This window comes from Micromonospora sicca (genome assembly GCF_003172935.1).
GTDB classification, from domain to species: Bacteria; Actinomycetota; Actinomycetes; order Mycobacteriales; family Micromonosporaceae; genus Micromonospora; species Micromonospora sicca.
Map to the genome: position 1 here is coordinate 1 of NZ_QGKS01000302.1, position 26,768 is coordinate 26,768.

Here is a 26,768-nt window from a genome sequence, read left to right on the forward strand (position 1 = left end):
CCTGACCGCCCACCCCTTGTTGCTTTGGTCAAGAGGTTCGCGTCGGAAGCCAGCTCGACCCGGACGCGAACCTCTTGATCGACAAGAGCGGGTGGGTGGGTCAGGAACGGGTGGCGGCGCGGTGTTCGGCGTCGGCCTTCATCCGGGCGGCGCGGTCGATGTCGGACTGCCGCACGGCGGCGACCGAGCCGAAGACGTTGACCGCCTCGTAGTAGGTCCAGGCCAGGCTGTAGCAGGCCGGCCGGACCACGACGTTGTACGTGGCGCAGACCCGCTTCAGGTCCGCGTAGAAGGCGCTGTCCAGGCGGGACTTGTTCGCGGAGAACCGGCCCATCGCCTTGTAGTTGCGGTAGCCGAAGTCGTGCCGGTAGCAGGAGAGGCTGAAGTTGAAGCCGAGCGGGTTGTCCGGGCTGGAGGAGCAGTAGTCGGTCGACCAGTCGAAGGCGTACTCCGACCAGGCGGCCTTGTTCAGACGGCCGGCGTTCCAGGCGTTGTAGCTGGTGGCGCTGGTCTGGGTCCAGCTGGAGAGCACCGAGAGCTTCTGCTCGGTGCTCACCGCGGCGGACGCGGGGGAGGCCACGCCCAGCGCGGTGAGCAGCGCGAACGTGCCGGAGATGAGGACGGTGGCGAGGCGTCTGGACACGGTTACCTCCGCGGGGTGTGCGGTACGGCGGTTACCGGCGGGTCACCGGATGTCGATCAGTGTCGATCGACGGCGGAACGTCGCGCGATGCTCGGCGCGAACTGTTGGTGACATACGTCCAAACAGACCAATGCCCCGGACGCCGGGGGCGTCCGGGGCATTCCGTCCGACGGGTCAGCGTACGAAGCGCGGCGGGCTGGCCGGCCCCTCGTTCCAGATCCGGTCCAGCGCGGTCACGTGGTACGTGTAGCGCTGGCCCGCCTCGGCGGTGCTGTCCATCCAGGACTGCACGTCGCCCGCGTCGCCCCGCACGGTGGCGACCAGGTGCGACGCGTCGGCGAAGTCGCAGCGGTCGGCGATGCCGGTCCCGTCGAACCGGTAGATCGCGTACGAGGTGGCGGCGCCGAGCGGGCCGGCATCGTCCGCCGGCTGCCGCCAGGTGAGGTGGACCCCGTCGGCCTGCCGCTCGGCGCCGGTGATCACCGGGGCGAGCAGCGGCTGCGCCGGCAGCTGCGCCATGGCCGGCACCAGCGCCGGGCGGGAGTAGTGCTCGGCGGCGTAGATGTCGGTGGCCCCGAGCCGGTTCGCCCGCACCTGCACCGCGGAGAAGTGCACGTTGCCGAGCACCTCCGGGTACGACCGGTTGAGCGTCAGGTGGTCCGACAGCTCCCGCGGGTTCTGCCAGAACGGCCCGTACGCCGGCTCACCGCTCTTGTAGTCGGCCTGTCCGATGTAGAGCTGCACCCGGGTGCCGCGCACGGTCTCCGCCCACCACGGCACCAGCCGGGCGTAGTCGGCGGCCGGGTACTGGCCGATGTACCAGTAGAGCTGCGGCACCACGTAGTCGATCCACTCCTCCTTGACCCACTTGCGGGTGTCGGCGGAGATGATGTCGTACGACTGCGAGCCGGTGGTGTCCGAGCCGTTCGGGTCGGCGGACTTGTTGCGCCAGATGCCGAACGGGCTGACGCCGAACTTCACCCACGGCTTGGCCGCCTTGATCTTGGCGTTCATCTCCTGGATCAGCAGGTTGATGTTGTCCCGCCGCCAGTCGGCCCGGTCGGTGAAGCCGCGGTTGTACTGGGCGAAGGTGGCGTCGTCCGGCACCTGGTACGTGCCGCTCGGGTAGGGGTAGAAGTAGTCGTCGAAGTGCACGCCGTCGATGTCGTACCGGTTGACCGCGTCCATCATCGCGGTCTGGACGAACTCGCGGACCTCCGGGATGCCGGGGTTGTAGTAGAGCCGGCTGCCGGCCACCCCGGCCGGCGGGTAGGCGAAGACCCAGTCCGGGTGCTGCCGGGCCGGGTGGTTCGGTGCGAGCTTCGCCAGGTCGGCGCCGGCCCCGCCGGGCGCCGGCATGGAGACGCGGTACGGGTTGAGCCAGGCGTGGAACTCCAGGTTCCGCTTGTGCGACTCCGCCACCAGGAAGGCCAGCGGGTCCCAGCCCGGGTCCTGGCCGCGCACCCCGGTCAGGTACTCCGACCAGGGCTCGTACGGCGACGGCCAGAACGCGTCGGCGGTCGGGCGGACCTGGACCACGACGGCGTTGTGGTTGAGCTTCTGGGCCAGGTCGAGCCAGCCCAGGTACTCCGCCTTCTGCTTGGCGACCTGGTCGGGCGCGGTCTGGGACGCCTTGCTGGGCCAGTCGATGTTCGTCACCGACGCGATCCACATCGCCCGGAACTGACGCTTGGGTGTGGCCGGGTCGGTGGTGCAGGTGGTCAACGGGTCGGTCGCCGCGTCGCTTTCCGCGGCGCTCGCGGGCGTGGCGGCGACGAGCGCGCCGAGCAGCGCCACGGCCAGCCCGGCGGCTCTGAGCCGAGTTGCCTTCATGCGGTGCGTCCCTTCTTGGGCTCCCGGGGCAGATGTCGGTCGACGACGGACGCCGGGCGCATCCGGCAAGAAGCGCCGCACTTTATCTGTCGTCGGTAGGAAACTTTCACCATTCCCCGGACGGCGCAAGACCTCCGGACGGATCGACGCGCAGGTCGGGCCGAACGTGCGACCCGTGAGCCGGCCCACACCGCCGAACGTGGCCTTCCCGACACGCACCGTCATGGTTCCTGTGCCGCAAGCGCCCCGACCTGGAGCGGCCGTTCAAGGTGCCGTTCTCCCCGGTGCTGCCGATCGTCTCGGCGCTGGCCTGCCTCTACCTGATGCCCAACCTGTCGGTGGAGACCTGGCTCCGGTTCCTGGCCTGGATGCTGCTCGGCGGGATCATCTACTTCGGCTACGGCCACCGGCGCAACCGGCTGGCCCGGCGCGAGGCCGCCCAGTCTCCTCCCGAGCGCGCCGTCGTGTGAGCTGTGGGATTGAGGTCCCGGTCAGGGCCTCGGCTGAGGGGCGGCGGTGGGGCCCTTGACGACCGGCTTGCCGTTCTCCCAGACCACCTCGTCGAGCCAGACCTGGCGGCCGGGGTCGGTGCTGCCCTCCTGGCCGGGCGGCCAGGCGTGGTAGAGCAGCCAGGTCCGCCCGTCCTTCGCCACGATCGAGGCGTGGCCGGGGCCGGAGGCGACCGCGTTGGTCTTCAGGACGGGGTTCTCGGGCGCCTTCACGCACGGGCCGGTCGGCGAGTCGCAGACCGCGTAGCCCTCGGCGTACGTGTCCCTGTCGTAGGCGTTGGCGGCGAAGAAGAGGTACAGCTGCCCGTCGTGCCGATGGAAGAACGGCCCCTCGACCAGGGTGCCCTCCCACGGCTCGGTCTGCTTGAGCAGCTTCGCCGGCTCGCCGACCGGGCGCAGCCCGTCGGCGCTCAGCCGCTGCGACCAGAGCCAGGTGTCCACCCCGATCGCGTTGCCGTCGTTCTTCCACAGCAGCCACAGGCTGCCGTCGGCGTCCCGGTACGGGCTGGCGTCGATCGACCCGCCCAGCTCCGCCTGGCAGACCAGCGCGGCGGTCGAGTCGTCCCGGTACGGCCCGAGCGGCCGGTCCGCGACCGCCCGGCCGACGCACTGCCGCCCCGACGCCCGGTCGGCGACGGTGTAGTAGAGCACGAACCGGTCGGGGGCGAGCTGGATCACCTCGGGCGCCCAGGTCTTCCCGGCGTCGGCCCAGCCGGGCAGCTCCGGCAGGGCGTCCCCGGCCTCGCTCCACTCCACCAGGTCGGGGGAGGTGAGCACCGGGACGTTCCGGCCGCCGCTGTTGGTGTGGAACAGGTACCAGGTGTCGGCCACCCGGATCGCCTGCGGATCGGGGGCGTCGGTCCGGACCACCGGGTTGGTGAACATGCGCGTCTGGTCTCCCGTACCCGAAGGGGCTGGTGTGCTGCCGCAACCCGCGACGAGCAGCGCGGCGGCCAGGGCCGCCGCGCCGCGTCGCCGGGTCCTGCCGGAGATCATCCCTTCAGGCCGCTGCGGGAGACGCCCTGGATGACGTGGCGCTGCGCGAGCACGAAGAGGATCAGCACCGGCACGCTGGCCAGCATCGCCCCGGCCATGATCACCGGGTAGTCGGTCACGTAGGCGCCCTGGAGCAGGCCCAGGCCCGCCGGCAGGGTCAGCCGCTCCGGGCTGAACAGCACGTAGACCGGCCAGAGGAAGTCGTTCCAGTTGGTCAGGAACGACAGCACCGCCAGGGTCGCCAGCGCCGGCTTCGACAGCGGCAGCAGCACCCGGGTGAAGACCTGCCAGTGGTTCGCGCCGTCCAGCACCGCGGCCTCCTCCAGCTCCCGGGGGATGGAGAGGAAGAACTGCCGCAGGAAGAACACCCCGAACGCGCTCGCCGCCCCCGGCACCACCACCACGGTCAGCGTGTCGATCCAGTCCAGCCGCTCGGCGATCACGAAGTTCGGGATGATCAGCGAGGTGGGCGGCAGGAACAGCGTGCCCACGATCAGCGCGAAGCTCAGCCGCCGGCCGTGGAACCGCAGCCGGGCCAGGGCGTACGCGGCCATCGACGCGGTGACCAGCACCAGCAGCGTGTGCAGGGTGGCCGCCAGCATGCTGTTGACGAACCAGCGCAGCACCGGGTTCGCGGTGTTGTTGATGATCGCGTCGTAGCCGTACGTGGAGAACGGATTCGGCAGCCAGCTCGGCGGGTCCTGCTGCGCGTCGGCGTACGTCTTCAGCGAGGTGAGCAGCATCCAGACCACCGGGGTCACGAAGACCGCGGTGATCAGCAGCAGCACGGCGTAGCGCACGCCGCGGCGCAGACTCGTCATCGTCGCCCCCTCAGTCTTCCCGGTAGCGGAACAGCCGGAAGTTGACGATGCTGACCACCGCCAGCATCAGCGCGAAGAGCACACTCATCGCGGCCGCCCGGCCCGCGTCGTAGTCGCGCAGCCCCTCGTCCACGATCCGCCAGACCACCGTCCGGGTCTGCTCGCCCGGCGCGCCCTGGGTGATCAGGAACGCCTGCCCGAAGACGTTCGCCGAGGCGAGGATCGTGGTGGTCAGCACGAAGAGCAGCACCGGGCGCAGCCCGGGGAGCGTGACGTGCCGGAATCGGTCCCAGCCGTTCGCGCCGTCGACCCGCGCCGCCTCGTACAGCTCCGCCGGGATGTCCTGGAGGCCGGCCAGGTAGATCACCGCGTTGAAGCCGCAGGTCCACCAGACCGTCACCCCCACCAGCGACACCCAGGCCCACGGCACGTCCGTCACCCACGGGGTGTCCGAGGGCAGGCCGACCGCCCCGAGCAGCCGGTTGACCAGGCCCAGGTTCGCGTCGAGCAGGAAGCGCCAGAGCAGGCCGATCACCGCGACGCCCAGCACGTACGGGGCGAAGAACGCCGCCCGGAAGAACGTCCGTCCGGGGAACGACCGGTTCAGCAGCAGCGCCAACCCCAGCGGTACGACCACCAGCAGCGGCACCGACAGGACGGTGAAGATCGCGGTGGCCCGGACGCTGGACCACCAGTCCCCGTAGATCGCCGAGTCGCTGGAGAACAGGTCGCGGTAGTTGCCCAGCCCGATGAACGGCCGGTTCGGCAGCTGGAGGTCCCACTGGTGCAGGCTGATCCACACCCCGAAGAGGATCGGCGCCAGCCCGAAGACGCCGAACAGGACCAGGTACGGCGCGAGGAAGAGGTACGGGGTGGCCCGGTGCCCCCGCTCGGTGGCGCCCCGCCGGCGGAGCCGGCCGCCCGCCGGGGGCGGCGCGTCACCGCGCGCCGCCCCGACCTCGATCACGTCCGCCACGACGGATCAGCTCCCGTACTTCTTGCGGTTGTCCTCGAGCTGCTTGTTCGCCTTGGCCACCCCGTCGTCCAGCGCCTGCTTCGGCGACTTCTTGCCCAGCGCCGCCTCGTTGAAGGCGTTGTAGAAGGTGGTCATCACCTCGCCGAGGCCCGGGGTGGCCGGCGGGAAGGCCGCGTACTCCAGCTCCGGGGCGAGCGCGTTGACCTCGGTCAGGCCCTTGAACTCGGCGCTCTCCCGGACCGCCTTGCGGGCCGGCACCTGGCCGCCCTTGGCCCAGTCCAGCGAGTGCTGGCTGAGCCAGTTGATGAACACCTTCGCCCCGGCGACCTTGTTGTTGTCCGCGCTGCGCTGCTTGACGATGGTGAAGTTGTGCGAGTTGGCCCAGGCCGCCGGCTGGCTGCCGATCTGCGGCAGCGGAGCCACGCCCCACTGCACGGTCGGGGTCTTCTTCAGGTCGTTGATCTGCCAGATGCCGTTGAAGTTGAACGCGTTCTTCCCGCTCTTGAAGGCGAGGTAGTCGGCGTCCTGGCCGACGTTGGCCGGCGAGTACCCCTGCTTGATCATGTCGACCAGCCAGGTGCACGCCTCGACCGCCGGGTCGGAGTTGAAGGTGGCCTTCGCGACCTCGCCGTCGAAGAGCGTGCCGCCCCACTGGTGCAACAGCGAGTAGAAGGTCATCCCGCCGGTGAACTGGAACGGGCTCACCCAGAAGCCCTGCACGCCGGACTTCTTCAGCTCGGCCAGCGCGGCGGTGTACTCGTCCTTCGTGGCCGGCGGCTTGTTCGGGTCGAGGCCGGCCTTCTGCATGACGCCCTTGTTGTAGTAGAAGCCGAGGGGGTGCATGTCCAGCGGGATGCCGTACCGCTTGTCGTGGTACAGGCCGCCCTTCCACACCGTGGGGGCGAAGTCGCCCTCGCTCAGCTCCAGCGTCTTGGCCACGTCGTCCAGTTCGGTGATCACGCCGCGGGCGGCGAAGGTGGCGAGCTGGTCCATGTGCATGACCGCGATGTCCGGGCCGTTGCCGCTGGAGACGGCCCCCGGCAGCTTGCTGTAGTAGTCCTGCCACTCGTACGTGACGACGCTGACCGCGATGTTCTGGTGCTCGGTGTTGAACTGCTCGACCAGCTTCTTGAAGATGTCGCCGTCGCCGCCGGTGAACCCGTTCCACAGCTTCAGGTCGACCTTCGGGCCGGTGTAGTCCTTGCCGCCGTTCCCGGCGGCGGTGGAACCGCCGGTGCTGCTGCCACCGCCGCAGCCGGCCAGGGTCAGCGTGGCCGCGGCGCCGAGGCCGACGCCGAGGCCGAGCAGGCGGCGCCGGCTCATCTCGTTGGTGATCATGCGGTACTCCTTGGGGGACGGGATGAAGTATTGCCTGGTCAGGGCTGAGGGGCGAAGCGCAGCAGGTTCCAGGAGCAGGCGGGCAGCGCAACGGTGCACCGGCCGCCGTCGGAGGTGGGGGTGGTGAGCTCCCGAGGCGTCACCCGCTCGGGCTCGGCCTCGGTGTTCGTGGCCGTCGGCGCGGAACCGGCGGCGAGGGTGAGGTGCTGCTCGGGGCGCAGGCCGGGCAGGCCGCGCAGGTCGAGGTCGAGCGGGAGGTCCGCGTCGCCCCGGTTGACCGCGAAGACGGCCAGGGCGCCGGTCTCCTCGTCGTGCACGGCGACGGTGTCCAGCACCGGCACGTCGCCGTACCTCTTGGTCTCGTAGCGGGGGGAGACCGGTTCGGTACGCAGCACGGTGCCCCGGGCGTACCGGGCGGTGAGGGCGAACGGGTGGAAGATGCTCTGCCGCCAGGCGGGACCGCCGGTGCGGGTGCGGATCGGGGCGATGACGTTGGCGAGCTGGGCCTGGCAGGCCACCCCGACCCGGTCGGCGTGCCGGAGCAGGGTGATCAGCAGGTCGCCGACCACCACCGCGTCGACGGCGGTGAAGTCGTCCTCGATCAGCGCCGGTGCCTCGACCCAGCCGCGCCGGTCCAGGTCGGCCTGGAGGCGGGACTGGTACCAGACGTTCCACTCGTCGAAGGAGATCTTGAGCTTCCGCCTGTGCCGCTGCCGGGCGGCCACGTGGTCGGCGGTGGCGACCACGTCGGTGATGAAGTTGTCCATGTCGACCGCGGAGGCCAGGATGCTGGCCCGGTCGCCGTCGGACGGGTCGTAGTAGGTGTGCGCGGAGATGTAGTCGACGTGCTCGTAGGTGTGCTCCAGCACGGTCGCCTCCCAGGAGGCGAAGGTGGACATCGTCCGGTTGGAGCTGCCGCAGGCCACCAGGCTGATCGACGGGTCGATCATCTTCATGGCCCGGGCGGTCTCGGCGGCCAGCCGGCCGTACTCGTCGGCGGTCTTGTGGCCGACCTGCCACGGGCCGTCCAGCTCGTTGCCCAGGCACCAGAGCCGCGCCCCGTACGGCTCCTCGGCGCCGTGCTTGCGGCGCAGGTCGGACAGCTGCGTACCGCCCGGGTGGTTGGTGTACTCCAGCAGGTCGCAGGCCTCCTGGACGCCCCGGGTGCCGAGGTTGACCGCCATCATCGGCTCCACGCCGGCCTCGGTAGCCCAGGTCATGAACTCGTCGAGCCCGAACGCGTTGGTCTCGATCGTCTTCCAGGCCAGGTCCAGTCGGCGGGGCCGGTCGCCGACCGGGCCGACGCCGTCCTCCCAGCGATAGCCGGAGACGAAGTTGCCGCCGGGGTAGCGGACCACCGAGACGCCCAGCTCGCGGGTGAGCTGGAGCACGTCGCCGCGGAGGCCGCGGGAGTCGGCGGTGGCATGCCCGGGCTCGTAGATTCCGCCGTACACGCAGCGCCCCATGTGCTCGACGAAGGAACCGAAGAGCCGGCGGTCGGCCGGTCCGATCGAGAAGGCCGGGTCGATCGTCAGCTGTGCGCTCCGCAAGGGGTGCCACCTTTCCTCGTTACCGGTGCCCGGGTGACCGCGGTCACTCCGTACCACAGGTTTCTACAACGTTGTAAGCAACGTTGTAAAGGGGTCTGGACGCGGTACAGTGCCGGCAGTACCCGACACCGGGAGGGTTGGCAGTGCGGCACAGGCTCAAAGACGTCGCCGAGCGAGCCGGCGTGTCGGTGAAGACGGTCTCCAACGTGGTCAACGGCTACCTGCACGTCCGCCCGGACACCCGGGCCCGGGTCGAGGAGGCGATCGCCGAACTCAACTACCGACCCAACCTGTCCGCGCGCAACCTGCGCAAGGGGCGGACCGGAGTGATCGCGCTGGCCGTCCCGGAGCTGGACATCCCGTACTTCGCCGAACTGGCCCGGCACGTCGTCTCCGCCGCCGCCGAGCACGGCTGGACGGTGCTGATCGACCAGACCGGGGGCGGCCCGGAGCAGGAGCGCAAGGTCGCCAGCGGGATCGGCGACCACATGATCGACGGCCTGATCTTCAGCCCGCTGGCACTCACCGCCGACGACCTCACCGGCCTCGACGGCATGCCGATGGTGCTGCTCGGCGAGCGGGTCGACCACGGCCCGGCCGACCACGTCGTGGTCGACAACGTGGCCGCCGCGCGGGAGGTCACCGCCCACCTGATCGGGCTCGGCCGGCGCCGGATCGCCGCCATCGGCTCGCAGCGCACCCCGGAGGGGGCCAGCGCCCGGCTCCGCCTGGCCGGCTACACCGCGGCCCTGGCCGAGGCCGGCATCGGGTACGACGAGAAGCTGGTGGCGCCCGCACCGGCCTGGCACCGCGCGGACGGCGCCGCCGCCATGCGGGAGCTGCTCTCCTCCGGCGTACGCCCCGACGCCGTCTTCTGCTTCAACGACACCCTCGCCCTCGGCGCCCTGCGCGCCCTGCACGAGGCGGGGCTGCGGGTGCCCGACGACGTAGCGGTAGCCGGCTTCGACGACATCGAGGACGGCCGGTTCTCCATCCCCACCCTCACCACCGTCGCCCCGGACAAGGAACGCATCGCCCGGCTCGCGGTGGAGCTGCTGGCCGGTCGCCTCGACGGCGACCGGGAGGGGCCGCCCCGGGAACTCACCGCCCCCCACCGGCTGGCCACCCGCGAGAGCACCACCGGCCGCCCCTGAGGCCGATCCTCCCGAGGATCGGCGGTCAGTCGAAGAAGCGGGCCAGGTGGGTCTTGGTGGGCGCCGGGTCGTCCGGGCCCAGCGGGGTCAGGTCGGCGAAGATCGAGGCGCCGTCGCAGCCGGAGTGCAGCGGATACCAGCGCGGGGTGCCCGGCGGGCGCTGACCGCAGATGCCCTTGATGGTCTGCACGTCCAGCAGCCGGACGTGGGTCGGGTCGGCGACCGCGTTCACGTGCCGCCACCACGGGCTCATCACGTGCAGCACGCCGCCCGGCCGGAGCACCCGGTGGCACTCGTCCAGCAGCGGCAGGAAGTCGATCAGGTGCTCCAGGATGTGCACCGCGAAGAAGACGTCCACCGAGTCGTCGGCCAGCGGCAGCGAACCGGAGAGGTCGGCCACCGCGTTCACCCCGGGCGCGGGGTAGATGTCCAACCCCAGGTTGCCCGGCCACTGCTTGGTCGCCCCGCAGCCCAGGTCCACCACCACCGGGGCGCGGCCGGCCACGCGCACCTTGCACCAGACGCCGAGCACCCCGGCGAGCCGGCCGACCAGGTCGCGGACCAGCCGTAGCTCGGCCGGGTCGGCGACCTCGCCGGTCAGGTGCGCGACGCCCCGGTCGAAGCGCACCTCGACCGCCAGCGGACGGAGCCGGTCGTCGTGCCGGGCCAGATCCGCCCACGCCTCGGTGAGGAATCCGTCGACCGTCCGCAGCCGCTCGGCCGAGGGCGCGGACTGGGCCATCGCGACCATGAGCCACCTCCGGGCCGCCCGTTACCCGCATCCCCGCCCGTTATGCCTCGATCATGCAGATCCGCCCCGCCGAACGCCGTCGATCCGACGGCCCGGGCCGCCTCGTCGCACCCGGACGCTCTCGGCGCGCCAACGAATCGGCTTACCGGGTTGCCCCAGCGGCGACCTCTCCAGTGAGCGATATGCCGGTCAGGCATATTTATGACTCTCAGGTATATCGCTCGCCGGGTAACTGCCCGCCGCAGCGGGACACGCCGGGCCGCCCGGCCCCGGCCCCGGCCCCGGCCCCGGCGAGCATGGTCCGGCCGGGCTGCGCCGGGGCGGCACAGGTCAGCCGGAGATCGTCCGGCGGGCGGCCCGGCCCGCGCCGCGGATCCGCTGCCGGGGCGGCGGAGTGGTCGTCCGGGGCCGCTTCAGGTGGTACCGATGCAGCTCGTTGTTGCCGGGCAGGGACGGGTCCTCGCTCATCGCGACCAGCTCCCAGCCCTGGTCACCGGCCCGGTTCAGGTGGGCCAGCGCGGTGTCGCCGTACGGGGTGACGTCGACCATGGAGCCGTCCGGGCCGTACCGGATGAAGACGACCTCCCACCCGATGTCGGTGGTGGCCGCCTGGCGGCGGCGGACCAGCAGCGCGTACTCCCACTTGAGCATGGCGTCATTGTCACCCCGCGCGCGCCCGCCGGCACGGATCAATCCTCGGCGATCCGCCCGGCGTCGACCCGCAGCCGTCGGTTGACGCTCACCGCGTCCAGCATCCGCCGGTCGTGGGTGACCAGCAACAGGGTGCCCGGGTAGTTCTCCAGCGCCGACTCCAACTGCTCGATCGCCGGCAGGTCCAGGTGGTTCGTCGGCTCGTCCAGCACCAGCAGGTTGACCCCGCGCCCCTGGAGCAGGGCCAGCGCCGCGCGGGTCCGCTCGCCCGGGGAGAGGGTCGCCGCCGGACGCAGCACGTGCGCCGCGCGCAGGCCGAACTTGGCCAGCAGCGTCCGCACCTCCGCGGGCGTCAGCTCCGGTACGGCGGCGCCGAAGGCGTCCAGCAGGGGCTGGTCGCCCAGGAAGAGCCCACGCGCCTGGTCGACCTCGCCGACCACCACCCCGGGACCGAGCGCGGCGTGCCCCTCGTCCAGCGGCAGCCGGCCCAGCAGTGCGGCGAGCAGCGTGCTCTTGCCGGAGCCGTTCGCCCCGGTGATCGCCACCCGGTCCGCCCAGTCGATCTGGAGATCCACCGGGCCGAGGGTGAAGCCGCCCCGGCGTACCACGGCTCCGCGCAGCGCGGCCACGACGGCGCCGGCGCGGGGCGCGGCGGCAATCTCCATCCGCAGGTCCCACTCCTTGCGGGGCTCCTCGACCGCCTCCAGCCGCTCGATCAGCCGCTCGGTCTGCTTGGCCTTCGCCGCCTGCTTCTCGGTCGCCTCGGCGCGGAACTTGCGGCCGATCTTGTCGTTGTCGGTGGCCTTGCGCCGGGCGTTCTTCACGCCCTTCTCCATCCAGGCCCGCTGGGTGCGGGCCCGGGCCTCCAGCGCGGCCCGGGTGTCGGCGTACTCCTCGTAGTCGGCGCGGGCGTGCCGGCGGGCCACCTCCCGCTCCTCCAGGTACGCCGCGTAGCCCCCGCCGTAGTGCCGGACCTGCTGCTGGACCAGGTCCAGTTCGAGCACCCGGGTCACCGTCCGGGTCAGGAACTCGCGGTCGTGGCTGACCAGCACGGTGCCCGCGCGCAGCCCGCCGACGAACCGCTCCAGCCGGTCCAGCCCGGCCAGGTCGAGGTCGTTGGTGGGCTCGTCGAGCAGGAAGACGTCGTACCGGCTGAGCAGCAGGGAGGCCAGCCCGGCCCGGGCCGCCTGCCCGCCGGAGAGACCGGTCATCGGGTGCTCCAGGTCCACGGTCAGCCCCAGCTCCGCGGCGACCTGCTCCGCGCGTTCCTCCAGGTCCGCGCCGCCCAGGCCGAGCCAACGCTCCAGGGCCTCCGCGTACGCGTCGTCGGCGCCGTCCGCGCCGGCGGTGAGCGCCTCGGTGGCGGCGTCGAGCGCCACCTGCGCGGCGGTGACGCCGGTGCGCCGGGCCAGGAAGTCGCGGACGGTCTCGCCCGGCCGGCGCTCCGGCTCCTGCGGCAGGTAGCCGACGGTGGCGCTGGGCGGGTTCAGCGAGACGCCGCCCAGCTCCACCGGCTGCAGCCCGGCGAGGGTACGCAGCAGGGTCGACTTGCCCGCCCCGTTCACCCCGACCAGCCCGACCACGTCACCGGGGGCGACCACCAGTTCCAGGTCGGAGAAGAGCAGCCGGTCACCGTGCCCGGCAGCGAGGTCCTTGACGATCAACGTGGCGCTCATGAGGAGGTCGAGCCTACCGGGGTGGCGGTCGGCGGCCGATCCGATGACCCGCGCTCCGCCGGCCACCGGGCTGAGGAAGACTCACGGGCGTGGTGACCACTCTGGCGATCGACTGTGGCGGGGGCGGGATCAAGGCGTCGGTGCTGGACGCCGCCGGGACGATGCGCGCCCGGCCGCTGCGGGTGCCCACGCCGTACCCGTTGCCGCCGTCGCTGTTCGTCAAGACCCTGCTGGACCTGGGCGCCCGGCTGCCCGCGGCGGACCGGGTGACCGTCGGCATGCCGGGGATGATCCGCCACGGCGTGGTGGTGGCCACGCCGCACTACGTGACCCGGTCCGGGCCGCGCAGCAAGGTCGACCCGGACCTCGTCGCCGAGTGGTCCGGCTACGACGTGCGCACCGCGCTCGCCGAGGCGTTCGGGATCCCGGCGCTGGCGCTCAACGACGCCGAGGTGCACGGCGCGGGCGTGGTCGCCGGGACCGGCTGCGAGCTGGTGCTGACCCTCGGCACCGGGCTGGGCAGCGCCCTCTTCGACGGCGGGGTGCTCGCCCCGCACCTGGAGCTGTCGCACGCCCCGGTGCGCTGGGGCACCACCTACGACACGTACGTGGGGGAGCCGGAGCGCCGCCGGCTCGGCGACGCGTTCTGGTCCCGCCGGATCCGGCAGGTGGTCGACGGCCTGCGCCCGGTGTTCCGCTGGGACCGGCTCTACCTGGGCGGGGGGAACTCGCGCCTGATCCGCCCGGAACAACTGGTCCGGATGGGCGATGACGTGGTGGTCGTCCCGAACACGGCCGGAATCGTCGGCGGTGTCCGGGCCTGGGACCTGATGGGCGACCGGTACGACCCGACGCCCTGACGCAACTTCCGCGAACGGAACACTCGCGGTACGGCGGGTGTTTGTGTCAGCGTCGGACAAAGGGCGGCGCGACACGAGGAGGTGGGACGAATGGATCTTCTGGCGGACTACCGGCGGGCGACCATGTTCTTCGAAACGGGTGACCCGGCCGGGGCGGCCCGGCTGCTCGAGCCGATCGTCGAGGCGGAACCCGGCAACTCCTCGGTGCGGCAGCTGCTGGCCCGGGCGTACTTCCAGTCGGCCCAGCTCAACCGGGCCGAGGAGCACCTGCGCGAGCTGGTCGACCGGGACCCGAGCGACCACTACGCGCACCACGTGCTGGGCCGCACGCTGGAGCGGATGAACCGGTACGCCGACGCGCTGCGGCACCTGCGCATCGCGGCGGCCATGTACTCGACCAACACCGACTACACGACGGCGCTGCGCCGGGTGGAGAGTCGGGTGAGCGGCGGCCGCTGACGGCACACGCGTACGGACGGGGCAGCCCTGGTGGCTGCCCTGTTGCGTGTCCGTCGCGCCTACGATTGCGGAGTGAAGCTCAAGCTCGATCTCCACGACATCTTCAACAAGGGCCAGGACATCGACCGCGCGCTGCGCGGGATCATGGACGAGGCGGTCGCGAAGAAGGCCACCCTCGTGGAGATCATCCCCGGCAAGGGCTCCGGCCAGCTCAAGAAGCGGGTGCTGCGCTTCCTCGACCAGAAGGACGTCAAGCAGCTCTACCACCGCGTCGAGAAGGACTCGAAGAACTTCGGCCGCCTCTTCGTCCACTTCCGTTGGAAGTAGGAGCCCCGGCTACCCGACCTTGCGCGCCGCCGTCGCCGAAGCTCAACTCCCAGCTTAGGCCGTCGCCGGTGCCGACCCAGAGTTCCGCGCAGAGGTCGGCGCGGGTCGCGGAGAATTCGTCCCACATTTCGCCGTCGAAGCGGATCGCCGACAGCACGTCCGGGGTGTGGTCGAGCGCCGCGGCGACCGGTGGGAAGGCGGCCAGCTGGTCGACGGCGTACTCGACGCTGCGCAGATCATCGGTGCCGCCCACGGGCTTGACGCCGGGCACCGCGTAGGCAGGCAGTGGAGAAGTCATGGGCTCAGTGTTCCTTCCGTGACCTACGCATTACGAGTCGGTGCCGGGGTGCTGGTCTACCGCCTGGTCCTCATGCCAGACGGTATGTCCGGGTCCGTGGTCGTCCGCTGATGCTCGCCGGGTTGGCTGCTCACTTGGCTGCCCGGGGTGGTGGGGCGATTGCGGTGCATGCGGCGATGGGGGCATCAGCTACTGGTGCTCGATCTCGTACTGGCACTCGCTACATGGCTCTGGCGGCTCAAGTTCCCGCCAATCGTGTTGTCCGCGATGAGGGCAGTTCCCGTACCAGCTTTGCCTCCGTCGTACCCTCACGCTTCACATTCTCTCGGCAGGCTCTTTACCCGGGGTCGATGCTGGAAGATAGGCATCGAAGCAACGAGGGAGGTGCGTCAACGTGGGTTCGCCAGCGTTACGGCTTCGCGGCAGAGGCGACCGGGTACGGCTGCGCAAGATCGGAATGTGGAATCGCGATCCTCTGGCAGAGCTGACGGTTACCTGCCGTACCACGGTCGCTGTAGACAAGACATTCGGCGAGTCCGTGCGCGCAGCCCGCCGGGCCGGGCGTAGCTGGTCGGAGATCGCCCACGCGCTGGGCTTGCCCTCGACCTTGTCGAGCTGGGAGGAGATCGCGGCGGCTCTCGCCACGCGCCGGCGGGCGGTGTGGTCGCACACTGCGGGCGAGGCTGGACGATAGTCTCGTGATCGAGATCCTGTACTTCGACGGCTGTCCCAACTATGAAGGTCTGGAAGGACACGTGCGTGCCCTGCTCACCGAGGCGGGCGTCGAGTTGCCCATCACCGTGCGGCGTATCGACTCGGATGCCGAGGCGAAGGCGGAGCGGTTTCTCGGCTCGCCCACCATTCGCGTCAACGGCATCGACGTCGATCCCACGGCGGCGCCCCGCGACACGTACGGACTCTTGTGCCGGGTCTACCCCACCGGCGACGGGCTGCGTGGCACCCCACCGGACGCCTGGATCCTCGCCGCGCTGCAGCGCCAGCCACCCGGTGGGAGGGCCGGCTGATGGCCGCCCGGATCGACCTGCCGCGGCTGCGCTCGCTTTTGGGCACCGGCGCCCAGCTCGTTGAGGTGCTGCCCACCGCCGAGTATGCCGACCAGCATTTGCCCGGCGCGGTCAACATTCCGCTCAAAACCCTCAACCCCACGACGACCGCGGCCCTGGACCGCATCCGCCCGGTGGTCGTCTACTGCTGGGACGGCCTTTGAGACATGAGCCCACGAGCCGCGTGCCGGCTCGAAGCCCTCGGGTTCACCGATCTCTACGACTATGCCGCCGGCAAGGTCGACTGGCTCGCGCACAATCTGCCAACTGAGGGCGCCCGGGCCGACGCACCCACCGCCGGCAGCCGCCTGCGCCACGACGTGCCCACCGCCATGCCTGACGAGACCATCACCACCATCCGCGCCCGAGTTGACGCCTCTCCATACGGGTTCGCCCTCGTCCTTACCGCCGATCGCACCCTGCTCGGTCGTCTTCGGCACGCCGACCTCGCTGCCGACTCCGACACCCCAGCCCATGAAGTGATGGAACCGGGGCCTTTGACGCTGCGCCCTCACGAGGCCCTGGCCGACATCGAATCCGACATGCGCGACCACCACCTGACCTACATGATTGTCACTAACCCGGAAGGCCAGCTACTGGGCATCGTCCACAGCGACGACCTACGAGACACCAACGCGACTTCGTTCGACGAGGGGTCCAGGTCTACGGGCAGCGGACTGTAAATCCGTATTCTCGATGAGACGAACCCGCGCAAGCCGGTGACCCGCAAGGCGAAGTTGCTGTTCACGAGCGGCCGGGGCAACCCGATCCAGCGAACCGGGTGGGCGTACCCATGGAAGGAAGCCGTGGAAGCGGTCGACGGCGTACCGGAGGGGTTCGGCTATCACGGGCTGCGCCACTACTTCGCCACACTGTTGATCCACGGCGGGCCGAGCGTGAAGACGGTTCAGATGGCCGCTGGGGCACGCCACGCCGATCATCACGCTGAACACATACGCGGGGGGGTGGCCGGAGGTGGTCGATCGCACGCGGAACCTGGTCGACGCGGCCCTGTGCCAGCAGTCCGGCGCTCGGCAGGTGGTGACGCGGTGATGAGCTGGCCTGCCGTGACCCGACCGGTTTGTGACCCGAGGGTTGCAGAGTTTCCGATTTCTCGCCCGGGCCTCGAGCGACGACACGAAACTAGTTCATGTGAGGAGAATGGCGTCTGTCCTGCTTCTGTCGGTCGTACTCGTGGCTGGCTGTGGCGGCCCGCTCGGCCGCGCGGACACCAAGCGGCCCGGGCGAGCTTCGACCGCCAGCCAGTCGCCTGCGCCGAAATCCCAGCTCACCGTCGTCGCCGCCGGTGATCTCTTGGTGCATCCCGAGTTGACGGCCCAGGCCGCGACCGACGCCCGCGCCGCCGGACGCGCCGGCCACGATTTCACCCAGGTCCTGGCCGCGATACGGCCGGTGGTGAGCCGGGCCGACCTGGCGATCTGCCACATGGAGACCCCACTGGCGGAGCCGTCCGGCCCGTTCACCGGTTACCCGATCTTCAGCGTGCCCCCCGAACTGGCCGATGCCGCAGCATGGGCTGGTTTCGACACCTGCTCGACAGCGTCCAACCATTCCCTCGACACGGGTGTACCAGGCATCCGCCGCACCCTCGACAAGTTGGACCAGGCCGGATTACGCCATGCCGGGACCGCGCGGAGCCCACAGGAGGCAGCGCGGCCCAACATTCTCGACGTGGCCGGGGTGAAGGTGGCCCAGTTGTCGTACACCTTCGGTTTCAATGGCATCCCTCGGCCTACCGGCCAGGACTGGGTCGCGAACCTCGCCGACCGCAACGCCATCCTGGCCGAGGCGCGGCGGGCCCGCGACCTGGGTGCGGAGATTGTCATCCTGTCGATGCACTGGGGCACGGAGTACCAGAACAAACCGAACGACGAGCAGCTCCAGCTCGCCCGGGATCTCCTCGCCTCACCCGACATCGACCTCATCGTGGGCCACCACGTACACGTGGTACAGCCGTTCGAGAAGATCGGCACGAAATGGGTGGCGTACGGGCTCGGCAACCTGACCACGTACGGCTCCGAGGAGAGCACCCAGCAGGCGGTGGTGCCAGAGTTCACCTTCACCCGGAAGGCGTCCGGCCGATGGGAGGTGAGCGGCGTCGAGGTGCATGCAACCTGGATGCAGTACCAGCCGGCGGCCCGGGTGGTCGACCTGGCCAGCGCTGTAGCCGACGTCGGAGCGCCCGAGGAGCGCCGGGCCGACCTGGCCCGCGTCCAGCAGCAGATCAGCCAGTACGTCGACATGCGGGGAGCTCTGTCCGCCGGGCTAAGAATGCGGCGCTGACCCTCGCCTGGTGACCCGGTCATGAGCCGAACTGTGCCGGATCTGTTTCCGGAATTTTGAGTCGGCGTTGCGTTGCAGGTCAACGTCGTGGTCTGCTCTGGTTCGTCCACTCGGGAGGAGGGAGCCCCGGTTAATCGTCGTTGGTGACGCGGATGATGGTCTTCCCGGGCACTCGGGGGGCGTCCGGCCCGAATGCGGCCACTGCCTCCGGCAGGCGCCGGATGGCTCCGATGTTCGGGGTGAGTCGTCCGTTGCGCAGTCGCGTGGCCAGTTCGGTGAGTTGGGAGCGGTCGGCTTCGACGACGAAGAAGATCGCGCGACCGTTCTGCGGCTGGATCGCCGGCGGGCTAGGGATGGTGACGAGCGTGCCGCCGGGACGCACGAGTGCGGTGGAGCGGTCGCGGATGTCTCCGCCGATCACGTCGAAGACCACATCGACTTGTCCGACGTCCTCAAGAGTCTCGTTCTGGAGGTCTACGAACGCGTCGACGCCTTGCTTCAGCGCGGTGTCTCGGTCTCGTGCGCGGCCGGTGCCGATCACTCGTGCTCCGACCTCGCGGGCGAGCTGGACTGCGAACGAGCCGACACCACCGGCGACGCCGTGGATCAGGACAGTCTGACCCGCTTCGATGTGGGCGTGGACGAAGAGGGCCTGCCAGGCGGTGAGTCCGGAGATCACCGTGGCCGCGGCCACGGCGTGGTCCACGTCAGCGGGCAGCGGGGCGAGGTTGCGGGCCTCGATGGCCACGTACTCGGCCAGAGAGCCGTTGCGCGTCCAGTCGGTCAGACCGAACACGCGCTGCCCCACGCTCAGCCCCGTGGTGCCGTAGCCCAGCTCGGCCACGACACCGGACACCTCGTGTCCGGGAACGGACGGGGTGCGGTCCCGCCCGGCACGGTCGGTCCAGGTCCCCGGCCAGGTCAACTCCCCGGGAGTGAACCCTGCCGCGTGCACGCGCACCATGACTTCGTTCTCCGCCAGGTGCGGGTACGGCACCTCGGTCAGGGTCAGCCCGGCCGGTCCGGCCTCTTGGTCCCGCACAATGATCGCTTGCACAACAAATCCTCTCTGCAACCGGCATGAGTCCGTGGAGAGCGGATGCAGCGAGGACTGCACGTCCGGTTCGGAGGGCGGGCCGAAGAAACGGACCGGACGAGAGCTTCGGCCCGACGCCGTCGGCGCATTGACTAGTTTGTGGTGCAGCACGGCTCCGAGCGGGCTCAGGATTTCCGCAGCGGCCGGAACGCGGCCCGCACCTCGGTGGAGAAGAGCTCCGGCTCCTCCCAGGCGGCGAAGTGGCCACCCTTGTCGACCTCGTTGAAGTACGCGAGGTCGGGGTAGACCGTCTCGACCCAGGTGCGCGGGGCAGCCCAGAGCTCGCCGGGGAACGTCGTGAAGCCGACCGGAACCGAGACCGGCGGAGGAGCCTGGCCGGCCGCACTGGCAGCGGCCAAAAACCGTCCAAATTCCCAGTACCACCGGGCGGCCGAGGCGCCGGTGCCCGTCAGCCAGTACAGCGTGATGTTGTCGACGATGGTGTCCCGGGTGAGGCCGCCCACGGGCTCGCCGTCGACGAACGCGCGGGAGATCTTGTAGTAGCTGTCCGTGTCGTGGTCGAGCATCCAGGCCGCCAGCCCGACGGGTGAATCCAGCAGGGAGTAGCCAATCGTCTGCGGCCGGGTGGACTGCTCCAGGAAGTAGCCGAAGCCGTCCATCGTGAACGTGTTGAGCGCGTCGTGCGCCGCGCGTTCCTGCTCGGACTCCGCCGGCAGTTGGTCCTTCATACCGATCGCCCCAGCGAGCAGGTTGACGTGGATGCCGAGCAACCCCTCGGGTCCTTGGCGGCCCATCGCGTCCGTGACGGCGGCGCCCACGTCGCCCCCTTGGGCGACGTAGCGCGTGTAGCCGAGGCGGTCCATCAGCTCCGCCCACGCACGTGCGATGCGGCCGTTCTCCCAGCCGAGCTCGGTCGGCTCGCCCGAGAAGCCGTAGCCAGGCAAGGACGGCAGCACCAGGTGGAAGGCGTCCTCGGCCCGTCCGCCGTGCGCGGTCGGGTCGGTGAGCGGGCCGATGACCCCGAGCAGCTCGACGACAGAGCCTGGCCAGCCGTGCGTCATGATCAGCGGCAGGGCGTTCTCGTGCTGCGACCGCACGTGGATGAAGTGGATCTCGACGCCGTCGATGTAGGTCGTGTACTGCGGCAGGGCGTTCAGCTTCGCCTCGAACGCGCGCCAGTCGTGATCGGTCGTCCAGTAGCGGGCCAGCTCCTGGACCGTCGCCAGCTGCACGCCCTGGGAGCGATCGGTGACCAGTTCTCGCGTGGGCCAGCGCGTGGCCGCGATCCGGCGACGCAGGTCGGCAATCGCTTCTTCCGGCGCATCGAGCCGGAAGGGACGGATTTCCTGGTCGTTCGGCATGTCCCACACCTGCCGCTTCGGGTCGACCGGCGCCGGGGCGCCGGCTGGGCTGACACTCGCCCAGTCTCGCACCGGCCCGGCGACCGGCGGACCGGAACGCGATTTGGCGCTTGGCTCCGGCCCGGACCGGCTTACCGACTTTTGTCGACCTCCCGGATGAAGCCTCGACCCGATCGATGGTCGACCGGATGATGAAGACCTCGGCCGGCACGTGGCGGGATCTCACGGAAGCGGTCCGGCAGGAGTCCAATCATCGGCAGCCTCACTAGCCAGGCCGGCCGCTGGCCGGCAGGGCTCAATGGCAGACGTCCGCCCGGGCGTGGACCCCGCACCACGGCGGTAGGTCGGCTGCCCACACCCGCCAGCCGCCGGAGTCTCGCCGCGTCTGAAAGCGCCATGGGTGAGCTGTGCCGCTGAAGATTGGCCTGCTCGTTCCACCAGATCGCGTGGACTTGGACGGCTCGGCTGGCCCACGCCGGGGCTGAGCCGCTCGTCAATGACGGAGTGGTCGGTGGCGGCCGAGCACCTGGCCGAGCGCTACCGCCAGTTCTTCATCATCGCACTCGGCGAGTTGATCCTGGTCACCGCGTTGACCCTAGGTCGCAGCGACTTCGCGGCGGACCAGAGCGCAGCGTTCGTGGTCTCGATCGCCACCACCGTGCTGCTCTGGCGGATCTACATCTACCGCGCCGGGGAGGTACTCGCCGCGGCCATCGAAGCATCCCCTACCCACTCCGCCTCGCCCTCTCGGCGGCATACGCCCACATAGTCATGGTGGCCGGCATCGTCGTCACCTCCGTCGGCGACAAATTCGTCATCACCCATCCGCTCGGACGCACCCAACCGGGCTGGATCGCCGTCATCCTCGGCGTACCCGCGCTGTTCCTGGCCGGACGGGCCCACTTCGAGTACGCCGTGTTCCGCCGGGTGTCCCGGGATCGGCCGATCGGACTGCTCATGCTCGCTGCCCTGGCACCGGCGATGCTCCTCGTACCGCCGCTGATGGCCGCCCTCGCCGCAGCCGCAGTCCTCACCGCAATCGCGGTCGCCGACACGACCTGCGCCCGGCGCCGCCCATCCGCGCCGCCCTCGCCACCAGGCGGACCATCGTGACAGGTTGGCGTTGCGTCGCAGGTCAACGCCCTGGTCTGCCCCGATTCGTGTATTTCCGGCGGAAATAGTCACGGCACTGCCCCTGACCTTCACTTCGGGCCTTTCACAGGGCCGCTGAACCATGATCATGCCGTCTCCAGGCCGTCGCCGGTTTCCGTCCTCGCCAGTCGGAACGACAGGGACACCCGTCCAATGGCAGCGGAGCGCCATGGGATGACCTGCGTATGCCCGGGAATGCTGGTTCGGAATGACAGGTCCTGACCGCGGCTCGGCGGCGGCTTTCCGCTGCGAGCGACGCTCGGCATGGGCGGACCGACGACGTGAGGAGGTTCGGTTGACCGCGACATCACGGCGGCCGACGCCCGCCGACCCGATGCCGGACGCACCGACGGGGCCGGGGGTGTCCAGCGGCGCCTGCCGAGACATGCCGCCCGAGTTGGGGCCGGACGCGGTCGGCGTGCTGGAGGGTCGCACGTTCATGTTCTCCGACGCCCGCGGAGACGTGCCGAGGGGCTCCATCGGCGGCCTGGTGCACGACGACACCCGGTTCCTCAACCAGTGGGAACTGACGATCGGCGACGCGCCGCTGCTGGTGCTCTCCTCGGGAACCGTCGACGCCTACTCGGCGGCGTTCTTCCTGGCCAACGCGGACCTGCCCCACCTGCCCGCCAACCGGGTGGGTGTACGCCGGCAGCGCTTCGTCGGCGACGGCCTCTACGAACGCGTCGAGCTGCGGTACTTCGGCGTCGAGCCCGTGTCGATCCGTCTGCGGGTGGCGGTCGGGACGGATTTCGCCGACCTGTTCGAAATCAAGGAGTCGGGCCGCGACCGTGCCACGGACATCGTCCGTCAGCACGAGCTGGACGGCTCGGCACTCGGGTTCGGGTATCGCAACGGCAGCTTTGCGGCGTCGGTACGCGTCGAGGCCGACCCGCCGGCCGACCTGGTGGACGGGGACGCCCTGGTGTGGGATGTGTCTCTCGAGCGGGGGCAGCAGTGGTCCTGCGAGTTGCAGGTTCCGCTGCGCTGCGGCGAGGAAGACTACCGACCGGCGGTCCGCGGGTTCGGCGAGGCGTTCGATCACGGGCCGGAGGACCCGTCGACCCGGTGGGCTGCGGAGAAGCCGCATCTGCACGCGGACGTCGATCTGCTCCGCGACGTCTACCACAGGTCGGCGGTCGATCTGGTGTCCATGCGGATCGAGAAGACCATCGCCGGCGAGCCGGTCGTCCTGTTTGCCGCGGGCCTGCCGTGGTTCCTGACCACCTTCGGTCGCGACACGGTGATCACCGCCTACCAGACCATGACCTGCGGCCCTGATGTCGCCCGCGGCGCCCTGATCGTGCTGGCGACGCATCAGGCGAAAGGGTTCAACGACTTCACCGACGAGGAACCTGGCAAGATCTTCCACGAGTACCGCTCGGGTGAGCTGACCCAGCTCGGCCTCAAGCCTTACCACCCGTACTACGGCAGCGCCGACACCACTGCGCTCTGGCTCATCCTGCTCTCGGAGTACTGGCGGTGGACCGGGGACGCCGACCTCGTGCGCCGGTTGCGCGGCAACGCCGAGGCCGCGCTGCGGTGGATCGACCGTTACGGCGACCGCGATGGCGACGGATACGTCGAGTACGCCACCCGATCCACGCAGGGCTTGGGCAACCAGTGCTGGCGGGACTCGCCCGACGGCGTGCAGTACGCCGACGGGCGGATACCCGTCCTACCGATCGCCACCTGTGAGATGCAGGGCTACACCTACGACGCGAAACTGCGCATGGCCGAGCTCGCCGACGGACCGTGGCAGGACCCGGCCATGGCCCAGCGACTACGCGCCGATGCCGCGCGGCTGTGCGAACAGTTCAACCGGGACTACTGGATCCCCGAGCGGGGCGGCTACTACGCCGTCGGCCTCGACGGCGACAAACGGCCGATCGACTCGATGACCTCCAACATGGGTCATCTGCTCTGGAGTGGGATGGTCCCCGAGGAACGCGCCGGACAGCTCGCGCGACACCTGATGTCTCCCGAGATGTTCTCCGGGTGGGGGGTACGCACCCTGTCCACCGCCGATGTCGGCTACAACCCGATCGGCTATCACGTCGGCACGGTCTGGCCGCACGACAACTCGATCATCGCCGCCGGGCTTGCCCGCTACGGTTACCGCGACGAGGCCAACCGCATTGCGGTGGCGATGCTGGAAGCGTCCCGGCACTCCCAGCACCGGCTACCCGAGGCGTTCTCCGGCTACGACCGGTCCTTCGGCCGTCAGCCCGTGCCGTACCCGACCGCCTGCAACCCGCAGGCCTGGGCGAGCGGTGCGCCCCTGCTGTTCTTGCGCACGATGCTCGGCCTCGAACCGCGGGAGGGCGAACTCGTCGCCGACGCGCACGTCCCCGACGAACTCGGACGGATCCGCCTGCATCACGTAGCGGCGCTGGGGCGACGGTGGAACGTCGAAGCCGCCGGTTCCGAGTGCACGGTCGCCCCCGTCGACTAGGTGTTCCTTCCGCGATCTTGCACTTTGGGTCCCCGTTCTGCGGGCGTTCGCCCGTTTGGCCGGGGCATCAAGTGCAAGATCGCGAGGGAGGGGGTGGGGGTTAGAGGGGGTAGGTGCGGGCGACCGCGAGCATGTCGGAGCTGTGCGAGCCGGCCACGCCGACGCCGGCGGGCCGGGGGCGGAAGCCGGGCAGGCCGTCCAACCCGTCACTGACGTCCATGACGCGGACCCGATGGTCCTTGCGCAGCAGCTTCAGGGTGACCTCGATCCCCTGTGGCGGGGGCGCGTGGAAGGTCAACCCCGCGGTCCACGGCAGGTTGGGCGACGGCCCGGAGAACGAGTTCATCCGGCCTTCCGCCGCGGCGCTCAGCACCTCGGCGGTATCTCCGTCCACGTGCACCGTGAGCAGGCGCACCTGACGCTGAGGGGTCACCCGCAGCCGCAGCAGGCGCACGTCGGCGTCGCCGGTGTCGCTCAGCACCTCCAGCTTCGGAGCGGGCAGGTCGGCCGGCTGCGCGGGCCCCGAGCGCAGTTCCGCGTCGTCGAGGCCGGGGAACTCGCCACCGACCCGTTCCACCCCGCCGACGTACTGCGCGGTCCACGGCTGCGGGTGCTCCTCGTGACTGAGCCAGCGCGCCTGCCGGGTGTCGGCGTCCATGGCGTACATCAGGTGGGTAGGCGCGGGATGCGCGGCGTCGAAGCGGTCGACGGCCAGCCCCACCCCGGCGAACACCGTCGCCGCGAGCGCGGCGGCGCAAACGGGCAACGTGCCCAGCTTCCGGGCGCGGAGCGCGCGCATCCCACGCTGCCCACCGGCCTGCGGGTGCAGCAGGTCGACCACCGGGAGCGCGGCCAGGCCGAGCAGCACCGCGAAGAGGGCGGCGACCCCGCCCATCGCCATGCCCAGCGCGGGGAAGAGCAGCACCACGGTGGGCAGCAGCACGACCACGCCCACCGCCGCGGCCGCGGTCACCGCGACCACCGGCCACGGCCCGTCGATCCGGGTGTTCAGCGCGACGAAGCCGGCGACGACGCCGGCCAGGGTGGGCACGACGACCAGGTACGACCCACCTGGTGCGAACAGGGCGAGGGGCACCCCGAGCAGGGCCAGCCAGGCCAGCCCGCCGATCGCCAGCGCGATCGGCCCGGCCCAGCGCCGGACCAGCGCGTACCAGCCGAGGAGCACCGCCGCGGCCAGCGCCACCACGGCGAGCCGGTACCAGGTCGGCCGGTACGGGTCGAGCAGCTCGGCGTGGCCGGGGCGGATCGCCGTGACCGCCGCCCAGAACAGCTGGGCGGTCAGTGGGGCGAGGACGATCGGGACCAGCGCCAGGCCGAATCCGGCGACCAGGCGGCGCCCGGTGGTCCGGCCCCGCGACCGGGCGAACAGACCCAGCACGAGCACGCCGATCACCGCGGCCAGCGCCAGCGGCCAGGTCAGCCAGCCCGGATAGCGGACCAGCCCACCCGGCACCGGGAAGTAGGTGGCGTCGTCCCCGGACCAGAGCGTCGGCAGGTCGGACCGACCCAACGCCCGGGCCAGGCCGAGCGCGTTGTCGCCGTGCTGCTGGAGGCTGCCCCGGTCCATCACCTCGGGGGTGTCCAAGGGCGTGTGGTAGATCGCGCCGCCGTCGATGTAGGCCGAGTTCAACCCGATGAAGCGCGGGCGGTCGTCGAGGCCGTGCTGGTCGCGGAACGGGGTGAAGTCGGTGTCGTTCGGCAGCAGCCGGTAGATCTCCACCGCGAACGAGGTGCCCACCGGATGTGGCGCCGCCCGGCCGAACAGCTCGACCAGGTTCGCGTTGTTCCGCGACGTCTCGAACATGATGACCGGTCCGGTCGAGCCGCGCGCCTCGAGGTTGAGCACCACCCCGCCGTCCTTCGCCAGCGGATGGCTGGAGACGAAGGCCGACGCGCCGCAGAGGCAGGCCTCCTCGGCGTCGGTGAGCACGAAGACGATGTCGTTACGGGGGCGGGGGCCGGTGGTCAGCGCGCGCGCCACCTCCAGGATGGTGGAGGTGCCGGCGGCGTCGTCGTTGCCGCCCGGCCCGGACTGCACCGAGTCGTAGTGCGCGACCAGGAAGACCCGGCCGGTGCTGTCCGTGCCGGGAAGTCGGGCGACCACGTTGCGGACCCGGCCCATCGAGTGGTTGCCGTTGCCCCGCTGGAGCTGGCCGGCCTCTTGGGCGACGGTGTCCTGCACCTCGGTCTCCAGCCCCAGGCCGCGCAGCGCGCCGACCAGGTGCTCGCGTACCTGGTCGTTGGCCGGGCTGCCGGCGACGTGCGGCCGGGCCGCGATCACCTCGACGTTCCGGTACGCCCGGGCGGCGCTGAAGTCGGCGGCCGGCGCGTCGGCCGGGCGGGGCGCCGGGGTACGCAGGTCGACCAGGACGCCGGCGCCGACCGCGAGCAGCGCGGCGAGCGCGGCGACGGCGGCGAGCGGCCGGCGACGCGGCCGGGCCAGCGCCCGATCGGCGGGGCGGCTGGGGGGTGCGCCCACGGACACGGGGCGGGTGACGGATGCGCCCACGGG

General features: G+C 70.7%; 25 protein-coding genes and 1 pseudogene. 13 read left to right on the forward strand and 13 right to left on the reverse strand.

Translation table 11 applies throughout. The features are described 5' to 3' along the window. Positions 1 to 100 precede the first annotated feature (100 nt). Together DKT69_RS25245 and DKT69_RS25250 are read right to left on the reverse strand one after the other, a co-directional pair. Positions 101 to 643, reverse strand: a complete 543-nt coding sequence (locus tag DKT69_RS25245; RefSeq protein WP_109803995.1) for a phospholipase — start codon at positions 641 to 643, stop codon at positions 101 to 103. A 174-nt stretch (positions 644 to 817) separates the two neighbouring features. After that, positions 818 to 2,476 carry a glycoside hydrolase family 10-like protein gene (locus DKT69_RS25250; RefSeq protein ID WP_109803996.1) on the reverse strand — a complete coding sequence of 553 codons (1,659 nt, stop codon included), beginning with the start codon at positions 2,474 to 2,476 and terminating at the stop codon, positions 818 to 820. Between the two features lie 269 nt (positions 2,477 to 2,745). Between DKT69_RS25250 and DKT69_RS25255 the strand changes: the two genes are divergently transcribed. Further along, positions 2,746 to 2,946: an amino acid permease C-terminal domain-containing protein gene (locus DKT69_RS25255; RefSeq protein ID WP_236648305.1), complete on the forward strand. Its 201-nt coding sequence runs from the start codon at positions 2,746 to 2,748 to the stop codon at positions 2,944 to 2,946. A gap of 21 nt (positions 2,947 to 2,967) precedes the next feature. Here DKT69_RS25255 and DKT69_RS25260 read toward each other — a convergent pair whose 3' ends face one another. From DKT69_RS25260 to arfA, 5 genes are read right to left on the reverse strand one after another with little or no spacing between them, the layout of a single operon-like run. Beyond that, complete coding sequence (locus DKT69_RS25260; protein ID WP_109803997.1) at positions 2,968 to 3,981, reverse strand: glycoside hydrolase family 43 protein; 1,014 nt, start codon at positions 3,979 to 3,981, stop codon at positions 2,968 to 2,970. Further along, positions 3,978 to 4,802, reverse strand: a complete 825-nt coding sequence (locus tag DKT69_RS25265; RefSeq protein ID WP_109803998.1) for a carbohydrate ABC transporter permease — start codon at positions 4,800 to 4,802, stop codon at positions 3,978 to 3,980. The genes DKT69_RS25260 and DKT69_RS25265 overlap by 4 nt, the downstream gene beginning before the upstream one ends. A 10-nt stretch (positions 4,803 to 4,812) precedes the next feature. Further along, positions 4,813 to 5,778 carry a carbohydrate ABC transporter permease gene (locus DKT69_RS25270; protein ID WP_109803999.1) on the reverse strand — a complete coding sequence of 322 codons (966 nt, stop codon included), beginning with the start codon at positions 5,776 to 5,778 and terminating at the stop codon, positions 4,813 to 4,815. A 6-nt stretch (positions 5,779 to 5,784) separates the two neighbouring features. Beyond that, on the reverse strand, positions 5,785 to 7,116 hold the full coding sequence (locus DKT69_RS25275) for an ABC transporter substrate-binding protein (protein ID WP_109804000.1): 1,332 nt from the start codon (positions 7,114 to 7,116) through the stop codon (positions 5,785 to 5,787). 38 nt (positions 7,117 to 7,154) lie between these two features. Then, a complete protein-coding gene (gene arfA / locus DKT69_RS25280) occupies positions 7,155 to 8,666 on the reverse strand; it encodes an arabinosylfuranosidase ArfA (protein WP_109804001.1) in 1,512 nt (503 codons plus the stop codon). 143 nt (positions 8,667 to 8,809) lie between these two features. Here arfA and DKT69_RS25285 point away from each other — a divergent pair, with 143 nt between their 5' ends. Beyond that, positions 8,810 to 9,820 carry a LacI family DNA-binding transcriptional regulator gene (locus DKT69_RS25285; protein ID WP_109804002.1) on the forward strand — a complete coding sequence of 337 codons (1,011 nt, stop codon included), beginning with the start codon at positions 8,810 to 8,812 and terminating at the stop codon, positions 9,818 to 9,820. Between the two features lie 25 nt (positions 9,821 to 9,845). Here DKT69_RS25285 and DKT69_RS25290 read toward each other — a convergent pair whose 3' ends face one another. The 3 genes and pseudogenes from DKT69_RS25290 to DKT69_RS25300 form a co-directional block, all read right to left on the reverse strand. Beyond that, positions 9,846 to 10,571, reverse strand: coding sequence for a methyltransferase domain-containing protein (locus DKT69_RS25290; RefSeq protein WP_109804003.1), 726 nt, complete (start codon positions 10,569 to 10,571; stop codon positions 9,846 to 9,848). Between the two features lie 405 nt (positions 10,572 to 10,976). Then, positions 10,977 to 11,222, reverse strand: a pseudogene (locus DKT69_RS25295) (hypothetical protein); the annotation flags it as partial. A 38-nt stretch (positions 11,223 to 11,260) separates the two neighbouring features. Beyond that, complete coding sequence (locus DKT69_RS25300; RefSeq protein ID WP_109804017.1) at positions 11,261 to 12,898, reverse strand: ABC-F family ATP-binding cassette domain-containing protein; 1,638 nt, start codon at positions 12,896 to 12,898, stop codon at positions 11,261 to 11,263. A gap of 89 nt (positions 12,899 to 12,987) precedes the next feature. Here DKT69_RS25300 and DKT69_RS25305 point away from each other — a divergent pair, with 89 nt between their 5' ends. The 8 genes from DKT69_RS25305 (at position 12,988) to DKT69_RS25345 (ending at position 18,210) form a co-directional block, all read left to right on the forward strand. Further along, positions 12,988 to 13,758, forward strand: coding sequence for an ROK family protein (locus DKT69_RS25305; protein ID WP_109804005.1), 771 nt, complete (start codon positions 12,988 to 12,990; stop codon positions 13,756 to 13,758). Between the two features lie 90 nt (positions 13,759 to 13,848). Continuing rightward, on the forward strand, positions 13,849 to 14,217 hold the full coding sequence (locus DKT69_RS25310; protein ID WP_109804006.1) for a tetratricopeptide repeat protein: 369 nt from the start codon (positions 13,849 to 13,851) through the stop codon (positions 14,215 to 14,217). Between the two features lie 72 nt (positions 14,218 to 14,289). Continuing rightward, positions 14,290 to 14,544 (forward strand): Smr/MutS family protein, encoded by a 255-nt coding sequence (locus tag DKT69_RS25315; RefSeq protein ID WP_088987488.1) that lies wholly within the window; start codon positions 14,290 to 14,292, stop codon positions 14,542 to 14,544. 996 nt (positions 14,545 to 15,540) lie between these two features. Further along, the gene (locus DKT69_RS25325) at positions 15,541 to 15,867 is read left to right on the forward strand and encodes a DF family (seleno)protein (protein WP_201749850.1); all 327 of its coding nucleotides are present in this window, start codon (positions 15,541 to 15,543) and stop codon (positions 15,865 to 15,867) included. After that, positions 15,867 to 16,070 carry a rhodanese-like domain-containing protein gene (locus tag DKT69_RS25330; protein WP_109804009.1) on the forward strand — a complete coding sequence of 68 codons (204 nt, stop codon included), beginning with the start codon at positions 15,867 to 15,869 and terminating at the stop codon, positions 16,068 to 16,070. Before DKT69_RS25325 ends, DKT69_RS25330 begins: the two co-directional genes overlap by 1 nt. A gap of 3 nt (positions 16,071 to 16,073) precedes the next feature. Continuing rightward, positions 16,074 to 16,589 carry a CBS domain-containing protein gene (locus tag DKT69_RS25335; protein ID WP_109804010.1) on the forward strand — a complete coding sequence of 172 codons (516 nt, stop codon included), beginning with the start codon at positions 16,074 to 16,076 and terminating at the stop codon, positions 16,587 to 16,589. 36 nt (positions 16,590 to 16,625) lie between these two features. After that, positions 16,626 to 17,216, forward strand: a complete 591-nt coding sequence (locus DKT69_RS41205) for a tyrosine-type recombinase/integrase (protein ID WP_368666271.1) — start codon at positions 16,626 to 16,628, stop codon at positions 17,214 to 17,216. After that, on the forward strand, positions 17,101 to 18,210 hold the full coding sequence (locus DKT69_RS25345) for a CapA family protein (RefSeq protein ID WP_368666272.1): 1,110 nt from the start codon (positions 17,101 to 17,103) through the stop codon (positions 18,208 to 18,210). The genes DKT69_RS41205 and DKT69_RS25345 overlap by 116 nt, the downstream gene beginning before the upstream one ends. Positions 18,211 to 18,340: 130 nt before the next feature. Here the strand turns inward: DKT69_RS25345 and DKT69_RS25350 are convergent, their stop codons facing one another. Both DKT69_RS25350 and DKT69_RS25355 read right to left on the reverse strand, forming a co-directional pair. Next, positions 18,341 to 19,417, reverse strand: coding sequence for an NADP-dependent oxidoreductase (locus DKT69_RS25350; protein ID WP_236648316.1), 1,077 nt, complete (start codon positions 19,415 to 19,417; stop codon positions 18,341 to 18,343). A 14-nt stretch (positions 19,418 to 19,431) separates the two neighbouring features. After that, the gene (locus DKT69_RS25355; protein WP_109804018.1) at positions 19,432 to 20,628 is read right to left on the reverse strand and encodes an epoxide hydrolase family protein; all 1,197 of its coding nucleotides are present in this window, start codon (positions 20,626 to 20,628) and stop codon (positions 19,432 to 19,434) included. Between the two features lie 400 nt (positions 20,629 to 21,028). Between DKT69_RS25355 and DKT69_RS40680 the strand changes: the two genes are divergently transcribed. The 3 genes from DKT69_RS40680 to DKT69_RS25370 all read left to right on the forward strand — a co-directional run bounded on the left by DKT69_RS40680 (position 21,029) and on the right by DKT69_RS25370 (position 24,235). Further along, complete coding sequence (locus tag DKT69_RS40680; protein ID WP_161557947.1) at positions 21,029 to 21,397, forward strand: low temperature requirement protein A; 369 nt, start codon at positions 21,029 to 21,031, stop codon at positions 21,395 to 21,397. 2 nt (positions 21,398 to 21,399) lie between these two features. Continuing rightward, positions 21,400 to 21,741: a low temperature requirement protein A gene (locus DKT69_RS40685; RefSeq protein ID WP_109804014.1), complete on the forward strand. Its 342-nt coding sequence runs from the start codon at positions 21,400 to 21,402 to the stop codon at positions 21,739 to 21,741. A gap of 334 nt (positions 21,742 to 22,075) precedes the next feature. Further along, positions 22,076 to 24,235 carry an amylo-alpha-1,6-glucosidase gene (locus DKT69_RS25370; protein WP_236648335.1) on the forward strand — a complete coding sequence of 720 codons (2,160 nt, stop codon included), beginning with the start codon at positions 22,076 to 22,078 and terminating at the stop codon, positions 24,233 to 24,235. A gap of 100 nt (positions 24,236 to 24,335) precedes the next feature. On the opposite strand, the gene DKT69_RS25375 is transcribed toward DKT69_RS25370, so the two are convergent. Continuing rightward, positions 24,336 to 26,735 (reverse strand): M28 family peptidase, encoded by a 2,400-nt coding sequence (locus DKT69_RS25375; RefSeq protein ID WP_109804016.1) that lies wholly within the window; start codon positions 26,733 to 26,735, stop codon positions 24,336 to 24,338. Positions 26,736 to 26,768: the final 33 nt, after the last annotated feature.

What these genes read in the sequence shown, in the direction of transcription:
- DKT69_RS25250 (WP_109803996.1), bottom strand. Translation starts at nt 2,476, where the DNA reads ATGAAGGCAACTCGGCTCAGAGCCGCCGGGCTGGCCGTGGCGCTGCTC.
- DKT69_RS25260 (WP_109803997.1), bottom strand. Translation starts at nt 3,981, where the DNA reads ATGATCTCCGGCAGGACCCGGCGACGCGGCGCGGCGGCCCTGGCCGCC.
- DKT69_RS25265 (WP_109803998.1), bottom strand. Translation starts at nt 4,802, where the DNA reads ATGACGAGTCTGCGCCGCGGCGTGCGCTACGCCGTGCTGCTGCTGATC.
- DKT69_RS25275 (WP_109804000.1), bottom strand. Translation starts at nt 7,116, where the DNA reads ATGATCACCAACGAGATGAGCCGGCGCCGCCTGCTCGGCCTCGGCGTC.
- DKT69_RS25290 (WP_109804003.1), bottom strand. Translation starts at nt 10,571, where the DNA reads ATGGTCGCGATGGCCCAGTCCGCGCCCTCGGCCGAGCGGCTGCGGACG.
- DKT69_RS25300 (WP_109804017.1), bottom strand. Translation starts at nt 12,898, where the DNA reads ATGAGCGCCACGTTGATCGTCAAGGACCTCGCTGCCGGGCACGGTGAC.
- DKT69_RS25310 (WP_109804006.1), top strand. Translation starts at nt 13,849, where the DNA reads ATGGATCTTCTGGCGGACTACCGGCGGGCGACCATGTTCTTCGAAACG.
- DKT69_RS25330 (WP_109804009.1), top strand. Translation starts at nt 15,867, where the DNA reads ATGGCCGCCCGGATCGACCTGCCGCGGCTGCGCTCGCTTTTGGGCACC.
- DKT69_RS25335 (WP_109804010.1), top strand. Translation starts at nt 16,074, where the DNA reads ATGAGCCCACGAGCCGCGTGCCGGCTCGAAGCCCTCGGGTTCACCGAT.
- DKT69_RS25355 (WP_109804018.1), bottom strand. Translation starts at nt 20,628, where the DNA reads ATGCCGAACGACCAGGAAATCCGTCCCTTCCGGCTCGATGCGCCGGAA.
- DKT69_RS40685 (WP_109804014.1), top strand. Translation starts at nt 21,400, where the DNA reads ATGGTGGCCGGCATCGTCGTCACCTCCGTCGGCGACAAATTCGTCATC.